Annotated in this window: 16 protein-coding genes; 11 read left to right on the top strand and 5 right to left on the bottom strand. The window is 60.2% G+C overall.

The annotated features are described in order from the left end of the window. Positions 1-73 precede the first annotated feature (73 nt). A complete protein-coding gene (locus tag DESU86_RS10385; protein ID WP_179980974.1) occupies positions 74-736 on the bottom strand; it encodes an L-threonylcarbamoyladenylate synthase in 663 nt (220 codons plus the stop codon). Here DESU86_RS10385 and DESU86_RS10380 point away from each other — a divergent pair. Beyond that, a complete protein-coding gene (locus DESU86_RS10380) occupies positions 735-1,208 on the top strand; it encodes a 23S rRNA (pseudouridine(1915)-N(3))-methyltransferase RlmH (RefSeq protein WP_179980973.1) in 474 nt (157 codons plus the stop codon). The genes DESU86_RS10385 and DESU86_RS10380 overlap by 2 nt on opposite strands. Before the next feature lie 22 nt (positions 1,209-1,230). Here DESU86_RS10380 and DESU86_RS10375 read toward each other — a convergent pair whose 3' ends face one another. Both DESU86_RS10375 and DESU86_RS10370 read right to left on the bottom strand, forming a co-directional pair. Beyond that, positions 1,231-3,720, bottom strand: a complete 2,490-nt coding sequence (locus tag DESU86_RS10375) for a dolichyl-diphosphooligosaccharide--protein glycosyltransferase subunit STT3 (protein ID WP_232088332.1) — start codon at positions 3,718-3,720, stop codon at positions 1,231-1,233. Position 3,721: 1 nt separating this feature from the next. Beyond that, entirely contained in the window at positions 3,722-4,423 is a 702-nt protein-coding gene (locus DESU86_RS10370; protein ID WP_179980972.1) for a 16S rRNA (guanine(527)-N(7))-methyltransferase RsmG, read from the bottom strand. Between the two features lie 189 nt (positions 4,424-4,612). Between DESU86_RS10370 and DESU86_RS10365 the strand changes: the two genes are divergently transcribed. The 5 genes from DESU86_RS10365 to ruvC all read left to right on the top strand — a co-directional run bounded on the left by DESU86_RS10365 (position 4,613) and on the right by ruvC (position 9,874). Then, positions 4,613-5,554, top strand: a complete 942-nt coding sequence (locus DESU86_RS10365; RefSeq protein WP_179980971.1) for an ACP S-malonyltransferase — start codon at positions 4,613-4,615, stop codon at positions 5,552-5,554. A gap of 183 nt (positions 5,555-5,737) precedes the next feature. Beyond that, the gene (gene argS, locus DESU86_RS10360; protein WP_179980970.1) at positions 5,738-7,390 is read left to right on the top strand and encodes an arginine--tRNA ligase; all 1,653 of its coding nucleotides are present in this window, start codon (positions 5,738-5,740) and stop codon (positions 7,388-7,390) included. A 290-nt stretch (positions 7,391-7,680) separates the two neighbouring features. After that, entirely contained in the window at positions 7,681-8,526 is an 846-nt protein-coding gene (locus DESU86_RS10355; RefSeq protein ID WP_179980969.1) for an SPOR domain-containing protein, read from the top strand. Positions 8,527-8,547: 21 nt separating this feature from the next. Beyond that, a complete protein-coding gene (locus DESU86_RS10350) occupies positions 8,548-9,351 on the top strand; it encodes an MlaE family ABC transporter permease (protein WP_179980968.1) in 804 nt (267 codons plus the stop codon). Between the two features lies 1 nt (position 9,352). Then, positions 9,353-9,874 (top strand): crossover junction endodeoxyribonuclease RuvC, encoded by a 522-nt coding sequence (gene ruvC / locus DESU86_RS10345; RefSeq protein WP_179980967.1) that lies wholly within the window; start codon positions 9,353-9,355, stop codon positions 9,872-9,874. Positions 9,875-10,116: 242 nt separating this feature from the next. Here the strand turns inward: ruvC and DESU86_RS10340 are convergent, their stop codons facing one another. After that, complete coding sequence (locus tag DESU86_RS10340; RefSeq protein WP_179980966.1) at positions 10,117-10,734, bottom strand: peptidylprolyl isomerase; 618 nt, start codon at positions 10,732-10,734, stop codon at positions 10,117-10,119. A 391-nt stretch (positions 10,735-11,125) separates the two neighbouring features. Between DESU86_RS10340 and DESU86_RS10335 the strand changes: the two genes are divergently transcribed. From DESU86_RS10335 to DESU86_RS10320, 4 genes are all read left to right on the top strand, one after another. Further along, positions 11,126-11,830, top strand: coding sequence for a Bax inhibitor-1/YccA family protein (locus DESU86_RS10335; RefSeq protein ID WP_179980965.1), 705 nt, complete (start codon positions 11,126-11,128; stop codon positions 11,828-11,830). A gap of 100 nt (positions 11,831-11,930) precedes the next feature. Then, entirely contained in the window at positions 11,931-14,516 is a 2,586-nt protein-coding gene (gene rnr, locus DESU86_RS10330) for a ribonuclease R (protein ID WP_179980964.1), read from the top strand. After that, positions 14,516-16,129 (top strand): murein biosynthesis integral membrane protein MurJ, encoded by a 1,614-nt coding sequence (gene murJ, locus DESU86_RS10325; RefSeq protein ID WP_179980963.1) that lies wholly within the window; start codon positions 14,516-14,518, stop codon positions 16,127-16,129. Before rnr ends, murJ begins: the two co-directional genes overlap by 1 nt. A 22-nt stretch (positions 16,130-16,151) precedes the next feature. Beyond that, a complete protein-coding gene (locus DESU86_RS10320) occupies positions 16,152-16,688 on the top strand; it encodes a hypothetical protein (RefSeq protein ID WP_179980962.1) in 537 nt (178 codons plus the stop codon). 84 nt (positions 16,689-16,772) lie between these two features. Here the strand turns inward: DESU86_RS10320 and DESU86_RS10315 are convergent, their stop codons facing one another. Continuing rightward, positions 16,773-17,447 carry a hypothetical protein gene (locus tag DESU86_RS10315; protein ID WP_179980961.1) on the bottom strand — a complete coding sequence of 225 codons (675 nt, stop codon included), beginning with the start codon at positions 17,445-17,447 and terminating at the stop codon, positions 16,773-16,775. Positions 17,448-18,018: 571 nt separating this feature from the next. Between DESU86_RS10315 and DESU86_RS10310 the strand changes: the two genes are divergently transcribed. Beyond that, positions 18,019-18,579: a hypothetical protein gene (locus tag DESU86_RS10310; protein WP_179980960.1), complete on the top strand. Its 561-nt coding sequence runs from the start codon at positions 18,019-18,021 to the stop codon at positions 18,577-18,579. The last annotated feature ends 524 nt before the right edge of the window (positions 18,580-19,103 follow it).

Genomic DNA, 19,103 nt, shown 5'->3' with positions numbered 1-19,103 from the left:
CGTGGGGGAGGAGACCCTTTTCCAAAAGGGTCCCTCCCCCACAAAGCATGCCAAAAAATATTTCAGCGTGACCTTAGACAACCGTAAAGCCCGCAGCCTTCAGGGCCTGAGCGCTCACAGCCCCGGCGCGAACCATACGCAGCCGCCGCGAGCTCCCTCCGGCGCTTTCTCCGTCCGCCAGGGGTTCCACAAGGGTTGAAGGCTCTCCTCCCTGCGGGAACGGGCCAAGGGTCAGTACGCAGGGCCTCTGCCCCTCGTGTTCCAGCGCGGCCAGGAGTTCGGGGTCCAGTTGTTCCACGCGAGACACGGGCTGCCGCCCGTTGAGATTGGCGCTGCTGGCCGTCAGCGGACCGCCCGCGCCCAGGGCCAGAGCCGCCGCCACGGGATGCGGCGTCACCCGCACCGCCACCTGACCGCGTTCATTCACAAGAGCCGCAGGCACTGCGGGCCTCGCGGGCAGCAGCACCGTGAGCGGCCCCGGCCAGAAGGCGGCAAGGGCTTCGGGCATGCCCTCAAGGCAGGCCACGGCCCGCACCTGTTCCGCGCTGGCCGCCAGCAGGGGCAAGGGCTTATGGACGGGACGCCGCTTCAACTGGTAGACTCTGGCCACGGCCACGCTGTCTGTGGCCAGACAGCCCAGACCATAAAAGGTTTCGGTGGGAAAAATCAGCGCATGACCGCCGCGCAGACAGGCAACGGCCTCTTGCAGATCCTGACAGAATGATTGGAGAGACATGGCAGGCAAACCCTTACGATGCATCAGCGTGGGCAAGTTAAAAACACCTTTCTGGAAAGACGCCGCAGCCCACTACCTCACGCGCATCAACCGCTGGCGGCCCCTGGAATATACCGAAGTGCGCGACGGCGACGCCGCCCTGCCCCCTGATCAGCGCAATGCCCTTGAGGGAAGGCGCATCATTGAGGCCCTGACGCCTCAGGACGTGGTTCTTGTGCTGGACGAGCGCGGCCAGGGGCTTACCTCGCCCCAGATGGCCGCCCTGCTGCAGCAGATGGATCAGGACGCGCGCGGCCGGGCCTGCTTTATTATCGGCGGAGCCTGGGGCCTGGACGATTGCGTGCGCCAGAAAGCCTGTAAAATGATCCGCCTGTCGGACATGACCCTGCCGCACGAACTGGCCCGCGTGGTGCTGCTGGAGCAGATTTACCGCGCGGAATGCATCTTGCGCAAGGTTCCCTACCACCACTGACGCGGCAGCGCGGCGCGTCTTCTTACAGCACTTCGTAAATCCTGGCGAACACGTTGTCATACACCAGCTTGAAATAGGGCGAAAAACGCGGATTCTGCGGTTCGCCCATAAGCAGTTGCACCATGAGGGAATTGTACAGCCCTTCGTCCATGGCCAGCTTTTCGTCCGTCACACGGTTGAAGAAAAAGTTGATGTTGCGCCGATTGGACAAAAATTCCTGCTGCTGTTGCTGCGTAGCGTTGGGGTGCGCGTCAAACCACTCCTGAATATAGTTGTGCCGCGTGACGCCGGTTTCCTCAAACACGGTGATGGATGAGGCGTAGATGGCGCTGGTGCTGCCCTCAAGGCGCACTTCGCCCGTGTCCAGCCGGTAGGCAAGCTCCTGCGGCACAATGGACAGCGCCCCGCCCTCGCCAGAGTGCGTGACAAAATTCCAGTTGCCGAAATTGCTTATCCAGAAGCCCAGCCGCAGCATTTCAAAGCTTACCACAAGATAGAGCTTGCCCTTGGCCTCAATGAGCGGCGTTTCGTCAGAGCGCAGCTTGTCCATGAGGGCCTGGGCCGAATTTCCGTCCAGCCCCTCAAAAACGTTGCCGGCTTCATTGCCGCGCAAGGCCGTGTAGCGGATGAGCTGACGGGCAAAACGGGCGTTGTCGGTGGCGAAAACGGCGGCGGGCAAGTACAGCGACGGCCCGGCGTGCTGCGCGCCGTCGGCAATGGTGGCGCGGCGTGAAAAATAGTGGGCGGCGTAGCCCCAGTCCCACCACAGCCAGAGCATGGAGTCCGGGGGCGTCATGGTGCGCGCCCGCGTCAGGGCTTCGGCGTGGCGGCGGTTGATCATGGGCCCCTGCGACATGGCGGGGATCATCTCCACAAAGGGAACCACCATCAGGGCCACCAGCACGGCTGAGGTCAGCAGCCCGGCCACGGACCCGCGCAGGTTGGTGCGCAAAAGGCGCTGCCAGACCCAGTACAGGGGCAGGGCCAGACCCAGGGCCACCACGGGGGCGCCGAACATGACCATACGCCCGCCAAGCTTGGTGCTCAGAAGCCCAAGGGCCGCCAGGGGCAGCAGAAAAAGCGCTCCCGGCCGGCGCACTATGACCACAAAAAAGCCCAGAAGGCCGAGGATGGCCGCTTCCGTCCAGGGATGGAAATAGGGGAACAGGGCCGCGAAGCTCAGATCCTGCACCTCGATGATGGACTGGTTCACCGAGGGATACATGAGCACCGCCCCCTCGCCCGTGCTTTTGACGTCGCCGGCGTGCTTCAGGTAGGCGTTGACGTGGTTCATGAGCGTGGTGAGAATTTCACCGTGCACCAGGAGGGCCGCAACGCCCACCCACAGCAGCACCAGAACCCACGGACGGCAGAGCATGCGCCGCGCCTTGAGGCCGGACTTTGTGCCCGCCAGCAGAAGCAGCAGGCTGAAACTCAGACCCACCGGGCCCGACAGCGTCGGCAGGGCATACGCGAGGCTGCCCAGAAGCAGCAGCGCGCGCCGCCCGCGCGGAGCCATGATGAGGCTCATGAAGGCCAGCAAAAGCACGTTGTAGCGGATAAGATAGGGAAAAACCGAGTGCCATTCCTGCGTCCACCACGAAATGACGCCCGAACAGCCCAGCAGCACGATCCACTGCCAACGCAGAGGATTGCCAAGGTGCTCGGCATGGCGCAACCGCTCGACCAGCCCGTCTTCGGGCAGGCCCCGGCTGAACAGCCGCCGGGCCGTCATGATGCCAGATCCTATGGCCAGACGGCGCAAGACCATCTGCGGCAGCAGCATATAGCGCATGGCCCAGCTGGCCGGGGCCAGGGTCATGAGCAGGGGGAAAAACAGCGTCACCAGATCGGTGTCATAATAGCCGAGCATGGTGCGGGCCAGAAAGCCCGGCGCAAGCGACGTGAGCAGCCCGGCCGCCACGCCCGCTTCCATGCTGCCCAAAGCCCATACCCAGGCATAGACGATAAGGGCCACAAAGCTCGCCAGCACCGCCGGAAACCAGAAGGCCACAGCGGCGGGATACGTGCCCAGGGCGTCGGCCAGCAAGCGCAGCATTACCGCCATGGGGTGCCCCACAGCCAGGCCGATGCCCTCTGCTCCGGCCACCCAGTGATAGGCGTCGTGCGTGGCCAGGAGCCACTGGCTGCCCAAACGGTATTCAGGATTTTGCCAGCAGGGCCATTCCAGCATGCGCAGCCCGAAAGCCATCACAAGCGTCACGACGCCCCAGAAAAATCCCCGCAGCCAGTACCCGGCCACATCCGGCCCTGGCGGAAAACCCAGGTTCACGGCACGCGGCAAGGCCCACGGATGCGCCAAAGCCTGCGGGTTTACGCGCGTCTCGCGCCCCGCATGCCCGTTGGCGTCACCCAAGGCCCCGCCAGTGGCGCCGGAATTTTCAGAGGGTTCCGGCATGGGCCCGGCGCTGGCGGAAAGGCCGTGCGCCGCGTTTTCCGGCGAAAGTTCCGCCGAGTGATTGTGTTCAGGTGCAGGGCTCTGCTGGGGCATGCTATGCTCCGTCTTCTTTATGCTGACCGGCATTGAAAGCTTTACGGTCGCTTTCCGGCATATCGGGGGTGAGCGCCCAGAACCAGCGCCCACTGCCCGCGACCACATAGCTGCGCTGCCCGGCCAGACGCCAGGGGGCTGGCAGAACTTCCGGCGCGGGCTCCAGCGCCAGAATCACAAGGTGTCCCTCGCGGCGCAGCCTGGGCAAGGCCAGATCCAGAAGTTGCCGCCAGGGCATGAAGGCCCTGCTTACAATGCAATCCGCCGGATAATACTGGCCGTGAAAAAAATGCTCCACAGGGCCGCGAAAAACGTGCGTGTTGGGCAACTGGGTCTGCGAAAGCACGCTGGAGAGAAAAAGCGCCCTTTTTTCCCGCACTTCAACCATATAATACGCGCCCCTGGCCCACAACATGCGCAGGGGTATGCCCGGCAGCCCAGCGCCAGCGCCGAGATCCCAGGTCAGGGGAGCGGCCGGCACGGGCAGGCTTTCCAGAAAGGACGCAAGATGAAAACTGTCCGCCACAAGACGGGTGAGCATATCCTGCCAGGAGTGCGGGCCCACAAGGTTCATGGCCTTGTTCCACTGACAGAGCATCTCAAGGTATACGCCAAGAGGCTCCAGGGCCTCCTGCGGCACGTCCGCGCCTGTGGCCGCCGCCAGCCGGGCCAGTTCCTTCCTGTCTACCACTTGTCGCTGCATGGTCTTGTGCTGCTCCTGTACTGTTTACCGTCCGGCGTTTCACTGTGCATGCCGGTGCATACTCATAGCCCCGCCGAACGGGACTTGCAAGCCCCGCGCCGATAACGTAAAAAAGGGGGCTTGCGGTCACGCCGCGCCATTTTTGACCATATGCGGCCTGCCTGCCGCGCCCTTGGAGGATACATTCCGATGACACAAGCCGTTCTGCTTTTTCCCGGTCAGGGATCACAGGAAGCGGGCATGGGCCGCGATCTGGCTGAAGCCTCAGCCGACGCCATGAACCTCTGGAAACTGGCCGAGCGGGCCAGCGGCCTGCCCCTGCGCGAAATTTACTGGGACGGCGACGACGCCGCCATGAATGACACGCGCGCCCTGCAACCGGCCCTGACCGTGGTGAACCTGAACCTCTGGAGCGCCGTGGCCGGCCGTGTGAAGCCCCTGGCTGCCGCCGGGCACAGCCTTGGCGAATTCAGCGCCCTGGCCGCCGCAGGGGTGCTCTCGCCCCAAAGCGTGCTGGAACTGACCAGCCTGCGCGGCCGCCTTATGGCCGAGGCTGACCCTGAAGGCAAGGGGGCCATGGCCGCCCTGCTCAAACTGGATCTTGCCCAGGTGGAAAAAATTGTGGCCGACACCGCCGCTGAATGCGGCGAGATGATCCTTGTGGCCAACTACAATACGCCGGGACAGCTTGTGGTCAGCGGCGCCAAGGCCGCCGTGGCCCTGGCCTGCCAGAAGGCCAAGGAAGCCAAGGGCCGAGGCATTGAACTCAAGGTCAGCGGAGCCTTTCACAGCCCCATGATGGCTGACGCCAGCAAGGAGCTCGCCCCGCAACTGCGCAAGGCCACCTGGAGCAGGCCCAGATTTCCCGTCTACTGCAATGCCCACGGCAAGGCCGTTCACGAGGGCGAAAGCGCCCTTGAAAGTCTGCTGGCCCAGATGACCTCATCCGTGCAGTGGATTGACACCATGCGCAATCAATATGATGACGGCGCTCGCCGCTGGCTGGAACTGGGCCCCAAGGCCGTGCTTGGCAAGATGATCGCTCCCTGCCTGGCCGACCGCGCCCAGGCGGATCAACTGACCGTGGAGCTTGTCAATAATGCCGAAAGCGCCGCGGCCCTGGCGGGCTAGAGCCGTTACCAAATGAAATGGGCGGTTGCCCGTCCACGCGGGAACGCCTGAACCCTTGCGAAGATACATTTGCAAGAGTGTGCGGCCCCACGCCGGAGCCGACTGACGGACGCGGGCCGACTGCCCCGCCGCAGCGACAAACCGCATCAGTAGAACCTGTATACGTAAAGGATCGAAAGCACTATGCGCGCCATTGAAACCCTGCGCACGGCCCTGGCGGCCATTATTGAAGAAGAGGGCCTTGCCTGGCCCGCCAAAACGGTCATCGAGCCGCCCCGCGATCCCCGCCACGGCGACCTTTCCGTCAACTCGGCCATGCTGCTGGCCAAGGAAGCCAAAACCAATCCCCGCGAACTTGGGCAAAAATTTGCCCAGAAGCTTCAGGAACGCTGCCCAGACGTGGAAAAGGTCGAAGTCGCCGGGCCGGGCTTTTGCAACGTGACCTTCAGCCAGACCTTCTGGCGTGAAACCGTCGCCGACATCGAAAGTGCGGGCCAGAGCTACGGCGAAAGCAAGGAACCCGGCCGCAGGGTGCTTCTGGAATATGTTTCGGCCAACCCCACAGGGCCGCTGCATGTGGGTCACGGGCGCGGGGCCGCCGTGGGCGACAGCCTGGCGCGCCTGCTGCGCAAGGCCGGGCACCACGTGCATACGGAATACTACATCAATGACGCCGGTCGCCAGATGCGCCTGCTGGGCCTTTCCGTATGGCTGCGCGTGCTGGAACTGGCCGGGCGCACGGTGGAATGGCCCGAAGACTATTACAAAGGCGACTATATCATTGATATCGCCCGCGAAATGCTTGAAGCCAATCCCGCCCTGCCCGACATGCCCGCAGCCGAGGGCGAGAACGTGTGCTACGACAAGGCCATGAACGACATCCTCAACGGCATCAAGGACGACTTGCGCGATTTTCGCGTGGAGCATCTGCGCTGGTTTTCTGAAAAAACCCTTGTGGAAGACGGCGCGGTGGACGCGGCCTTTGCGGCGCTGGGCAAATCCGGCTATACCTATGACAAGGACAATGCCTTCTGGTTCGCCACCGAGCAGCTCGGCGACGACAAGGACCGCGTGCTCAGAAAGTCCGACGGCACGCTGACCTACTTTGCCTCCGACATCGCCTATCACCACGACAAGTTCGAACGCGGCTTTGACTGGCTTATCGACATCTGGGGCGCTGATCACCACGGCTACATTCCCCGTATGCGCGCGGCCATCACGGCCATGGGCAAGGATCAGAGCAGTTTTGACGTGGTGCTCATCCAGCTTGTGAACCTGCTGCGCGAGGGCCAGCCCGTGAGCATGTCCACCAGGGCGGGAACCTTTGAAACCCTGTCCGACGTTATCAAGGAAGTGGGCGCGGACGCGGCGCGCTTCATGTTTTTATCGCGCAAAAGCGACAGCCCGCTGGACTTTGACCTGGAACTTGCCAAACAGCGCAGTATGGACAACCCTGTCTACTACGTGCAATACGCCTACGCGCGCATCTGCGCGGTGCTGCGCAGGGCCGCCGAACGCGGCTTCGAGCTGCCTGAAAAAACGGACGCCGCTCTGCTGGCCCCGCTGGACACGCCCGAAGACATGGCCCTGCTGCGCAAGGTCGCCGGTTTCGAAGACATGCTGCAATCCGCCGCGCAGTGCCTGGGCGTGCACCATGTGAGCCACTACCTGACGGAACTGGCCGGGCTTCTGCACAGCTATTACGCCAAGCATCAGGTGCTGCTGGCCGACGATGCCCCGCGCACCCTGGCCCGCCTGGCCCTGCTGCGTGCCGTTGGACAGGTCGTGCGCAACGGCCTGGATGTGCTCGGCGTCAGCGCGCCGGAAAGCATGTAACATCGCAGGATTTGTTTGTGACGCCGGGCGGGCGCGGTTCAGCCTGTCCGCCCGGCGCATACGCCAGTAGAACAGATTAACTTTGAGAATATACATTCTCAAAGTTTAAGACACGCCCACTACGGCGTTTAACCGCGCAGATAAACTGCGCTTACGCCTTCGCGGCAGGCGCCTGCTCACGCAGTCGCCAGAGCAATTTCAGGCGGCAGCCGTTAGGCGACGAAGAAGCCTTACGGATGGTGACAGCATTGCCAGTGAAATTGCTCCAAGAACACACACGAGGATCAGGAATGCCCCCACCGCTACGCAAGCCCAGACAAAAAACCGCCGCAAGCCCCGCCGCAAGCGATAAAAAACGGCTCATCCTACGCCTGTCGGCCCCCATGGCCACCCTGCTGGGACTTATACTCATGGCCGCCGTGGGCTGGTCTTTCTTTATGGGCTTTATGGTGGGCCGGGGACAAAACCCGGAACAGCGCGTCGAGCAGATGACCGGCCTGCAACTGGACAAACAGGCCCAGCAGACGGCGCAAGGCGGCGTGGATGCCCCGAATACGCCGATAGCGGCTGCCGCCGGGGATCAATCCGACGCCGCAGCCCCCAAAGGGCAGGAAGCCCCCGCCCCCGACGGCGTTGCTGCAGGGCCGCAGGCGGCGGCAGTGCCCGCCGCCCCTCCAGCCGCCGAGGCTAGCAGCCCGGCCAACCCCTCGGCCTATCCCTTTGATCGGCCCAGCGCCAGCAGCCTGGCCGCCTGGGGCATCAAGCCCTCTCAGGCAGGAGCGCAGCCTGGCGCGCAACCTGGTGCGCAGGCTGCCTCAAAAGCTCCCGCCACGCAGGCATCGGCTCAGGCCCAGAAGCCTGCGGCCCCGCAAGCGCCACAGTACGACTTTGTTTTTCAGGTGGCGGCGTTCAAAAGCGCCGATGACGCCGACAAGCTGCGCAAAAAGCTTGAAGAGCGCGGCATACGCACACGCCTGGAAAAAAGCGGCAAGGTTCAACTGGTCATGGTCAATCTGCGCGGCACAGATCTTGACGCAACCAACCTGCGCGAAGAGCTTGGCCGCATGAAACTCGGCGCGCCCATACAGAAGTCCAAAAAGGCTGTGCCCGGCAAAAGCCGCAGCACGGGCCGCTAAAGCTTGTAAGAAGGAGTCCACATGACACAAACCCATACCTTCACAGGCTTTTTACGCCTTATTGGCCGTCCCTGCCTGCGCGGCATGGACGCTTTGGGCGGCACGGCCATCTTCATGTTTGATGGGATCGCCCAGATATTTGGCAGCAGAAAGATCTTTCGGCGCACCCTGCAGCAACTATATATCATCGGCTCCAAGTCCTTTTTTCTCATCATGCTCATCGGCGTTTTTTGCGGCATGGTGCTGGGATTGCAGGGGTATTACAGCCTTGTGCAGTTCGGCTCCGTGGGCATGCTCGGCTCCGCCGTGTCGCTGACGCTCATCCGCGAGCTTGGCCCGGTGCTTACGGCCATCATGCTCACAGGCCGCGCGGGATCTTCAATGACGGCGGAAATCGGCGTCATGCGCATCACCGACCAGATCGACGCTCTGGACGTGATGGACATCAACTCCATGGGCTACCTTGTCAGCCCGCGCCTTGTGGCCTCGCTCATCAGCTTTCCCCTGCTTACGGCGGTTTTTGACGTTATCGGCATCATTGGCGGCTACCTCACGGGCGTGCTTATGCTCGGCATCAACCAGGGCGCCTACTTTTACCGCATCTCCAGTTCCGTAACCATGACGGACGTGTCCGGCGGCTTCATCAAGGCCATTGTGTTCGGGCTGCTGGTCTCCACCATCTGCTGCCGCCAGGGCTACTACACCAACATGCGCCGTGACAGCGTGGGCCCCGAAGCCGTGGGCAACGCCACCACCTCGGCCGTGGTCATATCCTGCGTGCTGATTCTGGCGGCGGACTACGTCATCACTTCATTTTTGCTGTAACATGGCGACGTGCAACACCAAAGGAACCGTCACGGTTCTGGGCATCGACCCCGGCTCGCAGCGTACGGGATGGGGCGTGGTGCGCGAGACTTCAGGCGTCTTGCAGCTGGTGGACTGCGGCGTGGTGCGCACAGCCTCGGCGGGCAAGGAATTTTCTGACCGTCTGGCGCGCATCTATCATGAGCTTTCAGCCATCGTGGCCCGCCTCAAACCCGACGAAGCCGCCATTGAGCAGGTTTTTACCGCACAAAACGCGGCCAGCGCCCTCAAGCTGGGGCAGGCCAGGGGCGTGGCTGTGGCCGCCTGCGCCGCCTACGGACTTGTCATTCGCGACTATGAACCGACGCTCGTAAAAAAATCTCTTGTGGGCACGGGCCGCGCCGAAAAGGAACAGGTGTCCTTTATGGTGCAGCGTCTGCTCAACGTCAAAAACGCCGACTGGGCGCTGGATACTTCGGACGCTCTGGCCGTGGCCATCTGCCATTTGACCATGAGGCGCTTTGCCGCCCTAGCGGGGAAGTAGAGGCTTTTTCAATTTGGCCGCCAGCGCGGCGGGGCATGGGTATGCGCGGCGGCCAGAACAACAAAAAAAGAAAAGCTCCCGCGCCCGCAGGGCACAGAAAACACATCTCAAAGGACAAACCCTACTATACTCCCCCCAATAACTACAGCGTGTCTGCTTTTGCGTAAGTTTATGGGTATTGAAAAAGGGCCTTGCGGCCCCTTTTCCTGCGCCAAAGCGCATATCACCACTGCGCAGCAGCACTACTCAACAATCACGGCCTTCTTGATGATGACGTTTTCCATAGGCACGTCGTCATAATAGCCTTTTTTGCCAGTGGTGACGGCGGCGATCTTGTCCACCACTTCCTGCCCCTTGAGCACCTTGCCAAAGACCGCATAGCCCCAGCCCTGGGGCGTCTGGCTCTTGAAGTCCAGAAAATCGTTGTCCTTGGTATTGATGAAGAACTGGGCGGTTGCCGAGTGCGGCTCGCCGGTGCGGGCCATGGCGATGGTGTACTTTTTGTTCTTGAGGCCGTTGTCCGCTTCGTTGCGGATGGCGGCGCGGGTTTCTTTCTGCTTCAGGTCAGGCGTGAAACCGCCGCCCTGAATCATGAAACTCTTGATGACACGGTGAAAAATAGTGCCGTCGTAAAAACCAGATTTGACGTACTGCACAAAGTTGGCGGTGCTGATGGGGGCTTTGCGGGCGTCCAGGCGCACGATGATGTCGCCATAGTTTGTCTCAAGCTTCACAGCCGGATCGGGAGTGGCGGCATGAGCGGAAGAAAAACCGAACCCCACGGCCATGAGCGGGGCCGCCATCAGGCAGAAAGACAGGGCCAGGGCGCGAAACATGACGCCGGAACGGAAAAATTTCATATGTAACTCCTTACATTGCTGCGGTATGATGGTCGGACGTCCGCCCGGCCGCTTCGCAACGCTACCACGGCAGGCTGCGCTCATCAAGTTACTGTCAGATAACGGCTGTACGCCGTTTTGGCGACATATTGGCCGCACAAATGTCACATGCCGCCTCGTGCGGCATTCTGCGCCCACATACGGCCTTTGCGCGTGGCCGCATCCGGCATTGGCGGCGTTTTGCGCCGGGCGGGACTTGCTAAACCTGGCTTGTGTCATATAGTATATGACAGAAGACAGGAGATACGGCTTGTCCGGCATGCAAAGGAACCATCCTCACGGCAGCGCCGTGCGGCAGTCCGTGGAGGAATGCCGGGGCCGGTCAGGCTTCAACAGTTTTTCGGAGGATATAATGTTGAATACCCGCAGTGTCGCGCAAAGCGGCGTCAGTAGCGTTGCTTCCATTTACATGCGTCAGGTTTACCAGTGGATGACCGTGGGCCTTGGCGTCACCACCCTTATGGCCTGGTTTGTCGCAAGCACGCCCGCCGTACAGCAGGTCATTTTTGGCAATTCGCTGATCATGATTGCCCTGATCGTGGCCCAGTTCGGCCTGGTCATCGCCATTTCAGCCGCCGTGCACAAAATGTCCGGCGGCACGGCCACCGGCCTCTTTCTGCTGTATTCGGCGCTGACAGGGGCTACGCTGTCATCCATTTTTGTAATCTACCCCATCGCGTCTATCACAAACGCCTTTTTGGTCACCACAGGCACCTTTTTGGCCATGACCGTCTACGGCACAGTGACCAAACGCGATCTGACCGCCATGGGCAGCTTCCTGTTCATGGGCCTCATCGGCATTGTCATCGCCATGGTCGTCAATATCTTCCTGAAGAGCGCCATGATGGACTTTGTGGTGAGCTGCCTTGGCGTACTTATTTTTACGGGCCTCACCGCCTATGACACGCAAAAGCTGCGCCGGTTCGGCGAAAGCGCCCCTCTGGACGATGCGACGGCCGTGCGCCGTGGCGCCATCCTGGGCGCGCTGACCCTGTATCTGGACTTTATCAATCTTTTCCTCATGCTGCTGCGCCTTTTCGGCGGCAACCGCAACTGATAGCCGCGCCTTGGGCACAGCCTGAGAGCAAGCACGCAGTGAGGGGCGAAAGGTCTGGCCTTTTGCCCCTTTTTCGTGCCTTGCAGAGTGAATGAACTTTATGAAAAAACAAAAAAATCTTCGCGGCGGCACTGGTGCCACCGCGATCGCTGGCAGCGTTCCTTCTCATGAAGAACTGCTGCAAACGCTTGCCGCCCAGAACCGCCCCATGCGCCTGGACGGCCTTTTACGCATTCTGGGACTTGCCCGCCGCGACAGAAAAGAACTGGAAGCCGCGCTGGAAGACCTTGAACAGCAGGGCCGCGCGCTACGACTGCGCGGGGGCCTGTGGATACGGCCCGAAAGCCTGAAAAGCATTACCGGACGCTTCAGCGCCCTGCGCGAGGGCGCGGGTTTTGTGACGCCCATGCGTCTTGCCGATGCTGACGACCTGGGCGGTGCGCGCTGGGAGTTTGCCGGAGACAAGGACATCTACATCCCCGCCGCGCAGAACGGCGGCGCATGGCACAAGGATATGGTGCGCGTGGCCCTTGCGCCCGGCGCGCCGCGCGGGCCTTCGGCTGAAGGGCGCGTCCTTGAAGTGCTTGAACGCGGCCTCAAGGAAGTGCCCGCGCATGTGATCGACCGCCACGGCAAGACCCTCTTCTGCCGCCCGGCGGACAGCCGCCTGCCCGCCGACTTCAATGTGGAACTGCCCGAAGGCACGCCAGTCCCGGCCCTGGGAACCCTTGTGCTGCTGGAACCCGTCAAGTCGCTGGCCTCCGACCTGTGGAGCGCCCGCCTCTTGGGCGACTACGGGCGCGAGGACGACGTGGCCGTGCAGGAAGAACTGGTCAAGCTCAATCACGAAGTGCCCCGCGACTTTCCCGCCGGAGTTCTGGCCGAGGCCCAGGCCCTGCCCGGAGAACCGGAAGAGGCCGACTTCAAGGGCCGACAGGACGTGCGCCATCTCGCGCTCGTGACCATTGACGGCGCTGACGCCAGGGACTTTGACGACGCCATCCACGTGGAGGAGCAGCCCGGAGGCAAGGGCTGGATTCTGCGCGTGGCCATTGCCGACGTGAGCCATTATGTGCGCCCGCGCGGGCGCGGCTGCCCCGGCGCGCTTGACGCCGAAGCCCTTTCGCGCGGCAATTCCTGGTATTTTCCCCGCTCCGTGGAACCCATGCTGCCCGAAATTCTGTCCAACGGTTTGTGCAGCCTGCGCCCCAACGTGAACAGGCTGGCCATGCTGGCGGAAATTCCCTTTACCGCCAAGGGGCAGCCAGGCAAGCCGCGTTTTTCGCAGGCTGTCATGCGCTCGGCGGCGCGCCTGACCTATGATCAGGTCAAGGCCTGCCTGCTGGACAAGGACGCCGCCGCCCTCGCCGACCTCAAGGCGCAGGATCGTGGCGAAGAAGTGCTGGCCATGCTGGACAAGGCCTTTGCGCTTTATGCCGTCTTGCGCGACGTGCGCCGCCAGCGCGGCACGCTGGACTTTGACCTGCCCGAAGCGGAATGCCGGCTGGACGACCTTGGCCGCGTGGCCTGGCTTGGGCACCGCCTGCGGCACGATGCCCACCGCCTCATTGAAGAATTCATGATCGCGGCCAACGAGGCCGTGGCCCGTCACCTGCGTGACGCGGACATTCCCTTTCTCTACCGCATACACCCCGAACCGGACCCCGAAAGGCTTGAAAGCCTTTTTGACACGCTGGAAGCCACGGGTTTTGAAAACCTGCCGCCCCGGCCCACGGCGGCCTCCATGCAGGGCGTACTGGCCGCTGTCCAGGGCACGCCGCAGGAATTCCTGGTCAACCGCCTCTGCCTGCGGGCCATGCCCCAGGCGCGCTACATGCCCGTTAACGAGGGGCACTTCGGGCTGGCTTCCGTGGCCTATTGTCACTTTACCTCGCCCATCCGCCGGTATGCCGACCTGCTCACCCACAGGGCGCTCAAAACGTCGCTGGGGCTGGATGTCGGGCCTGTGCCCGCCGGTCAGAAGCTTTTACGCATCGCCGACCAGCTGAACAGGCGCGAACGGGCGGCCATGGCCTGCGAACGCGAGATGGACCGCCGCCTGGGCTGCCTTGCCCTGTTGCCCCGCGTGGGCGAACATTTCAGCGGCATTGTGGCGGGCGTGACGGACTTTGGCGTCTTTGTGGAACTGACCGAAATGCCTGTGGAAGGCATGATCCGCGTGGAAGACCTGGGCGACGACTGGTACGACTTTGACGCCCGCACCATGAGCCTTGTGGGCCAGCATTCCGGCATCATCTGGCACATGGGCCAAAAGCTGGACGTGGCCCTGAGCGAAGTGAATCTGGGCCGCCTTGAAATCCGCCTCATGCCGCTGGAGCTGCCCAAGGGCATGGGCAGCCGGGGCGCGCGAAACGCACGCGGCAAAGGCGTGCGCGGCAAGGGCGCCGGGGCGGGCCGCGCTGCCGGGGGCCGCAAGGGTTCATCCTCCGGCTGGAAGCTGGTTTCACCCGGCGACGGCGATGGCCGCTCCAAAAACGGAACATCGGGCAAACCCGCCAGAAAAGGCAAAAAGAACGGCGCGGGCAAACCTGCCCAGCCCGGCAGACCGTCGGCCCGTAAAGGCAACGGCCAAGGCGGCCAAGGCAGCAAGGGCGGCAAAAACGGTCCGGCCGCGCCCGCAAAATCCGGCAGGCCCGGCAAGAAATCAGCAGGAAAACGCGGCTGATGGGCCTTCTGTCCGCCAAACAGCGCATGGGTGCGGCGGCCCTTATTCTGGCCGCCAGCACCATTGTTTCGCGCCTCATGGGCCTTGTGCGCGACAAGGTCATCTCGTGGCAGTTCGGGGCCGGGGGCGAGGCGGATATGTACTTTGCCGCCTTTGTGGTGCCGGACATCATCAATTACATGCTGGCTGGCGGCTTTATGTCCATCACCATCATCCCCCTGCTGTCGCGCCGCTTTCAGGAGGATGAGGACGACGCCTGGAAGTTTTTTTCCTGCGTGTTCTGCTGGATGGGCACAGCCTCCCTGGCCCTTACCCTGGCGGGCATGCTGGCCGCCGAACCGCTGGCCCGCCTGATAGCCCCCGGCTTTACGCCGGAGCAGTGGCTGCGGCTGGCCTTTTTCATGCGCATTGTGCTGCCCGCGCAGATTTTCTTTCTCTGCGGGGCCTGCATAACCGCCCTGCTTTTTATGCGGCGGCAGTTCCGCGTGCCCGCGCTGGCACCCATCATCTATAACGGCGGCATCATCCTTGGCGGCCTGACCCTGCCCTGGCTGGCCGGGCTGCCCCTGGTGCAGAACGCGCTGCCCGCCTCCATACTCAAACACCTTGAAGGCATGACGGGCTACTGCGTCGGCGTGACCTTCGGGGCCGCCATCGGCACCTTCATTCTGCCCCTCATGGTTGCCCTGCAGGACGGCATGCGCCTGCGGGCCGTGTGGCGGCATCCCCTCATGGGCAAATTTCTTGTCACCGCCCTGCCCCTCATGCTGGGGCAGACCATCATGATGCTGGACGAGCAGTTCTTGCGCGTTTTCGGGTCACTGGTGGGCGACGGAGCCGTAAGCCTGCTCAACTACGCGCGGCGCATCACGCAGGTGCCTGTGGGCCTTATGGGGCAGGCCGCCGCCGTGGCGTCGTATCCCTTTCTGGTCAAGCTGCTCACCGATGGCGACAGGGAGGGCTTTGACCGCACCCTGCGCACGGCATTGCGGGCCAGTCTGGGGCTTATCATCCCCTGCGCTCTGGCCATGACGGCCTGCGCCGGGCCTATTTTGGGCGTCATTTTTCAGGGCGGCCGCTTTGGCCCCGCCGAAACCCTTGCCGCCACCCCGCTCACGCAAATCATGCTGGCCGCCACGCCGTTCTGGATCATCTACATGGTGCTGGTACGGGCCTATTACGCTCACGGCGACACCATAACCCCGGCTGTCACCGGCACAATCATGACAGTGGTTTGCCTGCCCATTTACTATTACTGGGCTGTGCCGCACGGGGCATGGGCTATTGCCGCCCTTTCCGGCCTGAGCGTGAGCCTTTACGTGCTGTGGCTCATGGCGCTGTGGGCCAGGCGGCAGGGACAGGGCGCTTTTGCCGGCCTGTGCGGTCTTGCGTTACGCGCCACAGGCTGCTCCCTGCCCGGCACTGCTGCCGCGTGGTGGCTGAGCGCCTATACCCTCAGCCGCGCGGCTGATCTTGGCCTGCATGCCCTGTGGGCCGCCCTGCTGGCTCTTGCCCTGGGCGGCTGCGCCTTTTTGCTGCTTTTTTTGCCTTTATGCCTGTGGCTGGCCCCGTCCATTATGGAACCGGTATTGCGAAAATTACGGCGAACATAAATCTGCTCAAAAGAGTGCGCGCATGATCGTTGAACGCATTGAGTATGTGGTAAATACCACGACCAGGTTCGTAGTAGACTTCTGGGTGCGGCACTGGCCGTTATTGCTGCTCATCCTGTGCGCTGTCCTGGATTTCCTGGGCGCGGATGACATCATAAGCAGGCTTGTTTTCGCCGCGAGTTTTGTGGGTACAGTTGCTTGTCTGAAGGCGTTTCACCTTGAGCGCTGCTTCTGGATATACGGACTAGCATTTATGGGCCTTCCCTTTGTAGCCTTTGATCCAGTCAATATACATGAAATACAGAAATATCTGCATCTGGAAGCGTTAGACTACAATATTATATGGCGAATTACAGAAGCAGTGCAATGGACTGGAGTCATTATAGCACTGTCAGTCGGGCTTTATTTTTTGCGGTTCCGGCATCGGGTCAGTCCCTTAGTTCTTATTAAAATACCTCTGACTACCTTTGTCATGTACCTATTCTTGCAGCCTTTTTTTATGCTTACATGGTTTATCCTGATAATGCAGGTATATGGCATTCTCGGCATACCAGAATAAAAGGCAAGCCCCGGCAGTTCTGATGCCACCGGGGCTTGATTGTCAGAACATGTTTTTAAAAATGAGACATATGAGTAAACTCCTCTACGGGAGCACCAAGGGTTTGGCCTTTGTCTCATACTGTTTGGCTTTCTGGAGTACTTTAGCAAAATAACTTTGGCAGTTAACATCAATAAGATAGCGTAAGCTTCTATCTTGCTGAGTATGAAAAATTTCTATCGGGCCGTGTTCTTCATCAATTTCCGCACGCGCGCGGTCAATATACTCTTTACGGTATTTGGGCGTTTCTACCTGATAGGTTTCCAGCTTTTTCACGTCCTCAGAGAATGTCCCGCCCAATGAGAAGCCGAAGTTACTGCCGTCGCTGCCCACAAAGTGCATATGGTCCCAGTGTGGACCGAATCCGCAAGCGGGATCGCCATACAGTCTTTGCACATATTTCCCATCTATCGGCCTGACACCCATACGATAGTATGGCACCGTTGCATTGGGTTCCGCTGTATAGGGTTTGAGCTCGGAGTGATCTTTTTTTGAATGTCTCTTGACCACATCAGCCACGCTCTCGGCGTACATGCGTTCTTCCAGAGGCGCGTCGGGCGAAACAGGCATGGGCGCGGTGAGAGCCGCCTGAGTCTGCTTTGCGGCCATCTCCGCCCTGGCCTTATCCGCCACAAAGGTAAACTGCCCATTTTTCAACCGGGGCTGCCCTGATACGTCATGCCCTGCTCCGCCGTGCCTGCCGCCATAACTTCCTGCCATTATGAAACCTCCTGTATGACAATGGTTGATGATTTGGCGGAAGTATAGCCCAGTCGCGCGGAGATGTAAGACTGAACGGGTTCAGCACCGCTATTTGCTTGATTAGTGCGGGTTATCCGGTACCGAAGGGCGCTTTTGGTCACTTTTATAAAATTTTATATCAATGAAACCAGTTAATTAAAAAAATATTTACCTGTGCAGTTTTTTGTTTTCTCCATTTTTTATAGCTTGTTAACTATAAAAAATATTGTTGACAACACCATAGCCAAAAACCTACTTAATCACATACGCATTGTATAGAGTTCGTTAACTTTTACATGCTCTGATGGTTGCGAGAGCAGACGTTCGCTACGGAGGCGTAAGCGCAGTTTATCTGCACGGTTAACCGTCGTAGTGAGCGTGCCTTAAATTTTGAGAGTATATATTCTCAAAGTTAATCTGCTCTAGATATCTCAAATGTACTTTATCAATGGCGTAACAAACTCTTTAACCAAATATTCGCTGTCCCATTTTATTTTGAACAGATGCTGTCATGCTACATTGAGCTACATTCTATCCCAAGGATGCGCGCATGATCGTTGAACGTATTGAGTATGTGGTAAATACTACGACCAGGTTCGTAGTAAATTTATGGGTGCGGCAGTGGCCGTTATTGCTGCTTACGTTATGGGCTGTGCAGAATGTACGGTTATCTTTGGAATTCACCGATACGACTGATGTTGTCACCAATACTGCCATTGCTATCACAAGTTTTGCGGGCACGGTTGCTTGTCTGAAAATATTTCGGTTCGAGCGTAGCTTCTGGATGTATGCGCAGGTTTTTATAGGTGTTGGCGTTACTTTCTTCTTCACTAATGTTGAACTAACGCAACTGACGAGCGCCTTGCAACAGGACGCCTTTGACGACATTTGGGTATACAGAATAGTAGAAGCCGCACTGTGGACAGGGGTAGTTGCATTGCTGTCAGCAGGGCTGTATTTTTTACGCTTTCGCCGTAGGGCCTGCCCTTCAATTCTTATTAAAATACCCCTGACTACTTTTGTCATGTGCCTGTTCTTACAGCCAATTTCCATGTTTATATGGTTTGATCTCATGATGCTTGCGTATGGCATTATGGGTAAATCCTTGTGAAAAACATCCACAGCATTACGGTGCGCCCCTGAAATCCAGATTGCCCGCGACCACCGACACTTCACTCAATATCCCCGCGTGCAAAGTAAAACCCCCCTTACGGGGGTTTTTACTTTGCACCTGATCTGAAGCCACGCACGTTACGGCGTTTTCGCATACTCGATGGGCTGTTGCGCGCAGCCTTAACATGCTAGGGCAGTTTTCATTCAGCCGAAAAATGCGATTTGCGGTAGCCGTTAGCGGTTCTTTGCCGCTTACGGATAGCGACAGCCATCAGTAGGCTGTCCGTTCAATTAACCAATTGCTGTCTTTGCGGCAGTCGTTAGCGAGTCTGCGAGCCTTACGAATGGCGACAGCGATTACACAGAACAAGACGTATAGTTACTCATGCTGTCTTCAAGCGTAGTTTCCTGCGTCACAACGCTTTAAGCATCCGTAGCTTCCTTCGTCGCAACGGCTAAAGCTTGGCCGAATCCACACCACGTTGTGGCGCGGTGCACTTTCGTGCAGCGTTAGAGCATTAC

This window comes from Desulfovibrio sp. 86 (assembly GCF_902702915.1).
In the GTDB taxonomy this organism is placed as follows: Bacteria; Desulfobacterota; Desulfovibrionia; order Desulfovibrionales; family Desulfovibrionaceae; genus Desulfovibrio.
Note: the sequence above shows the minus strand (reverse complement) of the source record. Positions and strands in the feature narration are given on the sequence as shown.

What these genes read in the sequence shown, in the direction of transcription:
- rnr (WP_179980964.1), top strand. Translation starts at nt 11,931, where the DNA reads ATGAAAAAACAAAAAAATCTTCGCGGCGGCACTGGTGCCACCGCGATC.
- DESU86_RS10320 (WP_179980962.1), top strand. Translation starts at nt 16,152, where the DNA reads ATGATCGTTGAACGCATTGAGTATGTGGTAAATACCACGACCAGGTTC.
- DESU86_RS10355 (WP_179980969.1), top strand. Translation starts at nt 7,681, where the DNA reads ATGCCCCCACCGCTACGCAAGCCCAGACAAAAAACCGCCGCAAGCCCC.
- DESU86_RS10315 (WP_179980961.1), bottom strand. Translation starts at nt 17,447, where the DNA reads ATGGCAGGAAGTTATGGCGGCAGGCACGGCGGAGCAGGGCATGACGTA.
- argS (WP_179980970.1), top strand. Translation starts at nt 5,738, where the DNA reads ATGCGCGCCATTGAAACCCTGCGCACGGCCCTGGCGGCCATTATTGAA.
- ruvC (WP_179980967.1), top strand. Translation starts at nt 9,353, where the DNA reads ATGGCGACGTGCAACACCAAAGGAACCGTCACGGTTCTGGGCATCGAC.
- DESU86_RS10350 (WP_179980968.1), top strand. Translation starts at nt 8,548, where the DNA reads ATGACACAAACCCATACCTTCACAGGCTTTTTACGCCTTATTGGCCGT.
- DESU86_RS10375 (WP_232088332.1), bottom strand. Translation starts at nt 3,720, where the DNA reads ATGCCCCAGCAGAGCCCTGCACCTGAACACAATCACTCGGCGGAACTT.
- DESU86_RS10310 (WP_179980960.1), top strand. Translation starts at nt 18,019, where the DNA reads ATGATCGTTGAACGTATTGAGTATGTGGTAAATACTACGACCAGGTTC.
- DESU86_RS10385 (WP_179980974.1), bottom strand. Translation starts at nt 736, where the DNA reads ATGTCTCTCCAATCATTCTGTCAGGATCTGCAAGAGGCCGTTGCCTGT.
- DESU86_RS10340 (WP_179980966.1), bottom strand. Translation starts at nt 10,734, where the DNA reads ATGAAATTTTTCCGTTCCGGCGTCATGTTTCGCGCCCTGGCCCTGTCT.
- DESU86_RS10365 (WP_179980971.1), top strand. Translation starts at nt 4,613, where the DNA reads ATGACACAAGCCGTTCTGCTTTTTCCCGGTCAGGGATCACAGGAAGCG.
- murJ (WP_179980963.1), top strand. Translation starts at nt 14,516, where the DNA reads ATGGGCCTTCTGTCCGCCAAACAGCGCATGGGTGCGGCGGCCCTTATT.
- DESU86_RS10335 (WP_179980965.1), top strand. Translation starts at nt 11,126, where the DNA reads ATGTTGAATACCCGCAGTGTCGCGCAAAGCGGCGTCAGTAGCGTTGCT.
- DESU86_RS10370 (WP_179980972.1), bottom strand. Translation starts at nt 4,423, where the DNA reads ATGCAGCGACAAGTGGTAGACAGGAAGGAACTGGCCCGGCTGGCGGCG.
- DESU86_RS10380 (WP_179980973.1), top strand. Translation starts at nt 735, where the DNA reads ATGGCAGGCAAACCCTTACGATGCATCAGCGTGGGCAAGTTAAAAACA.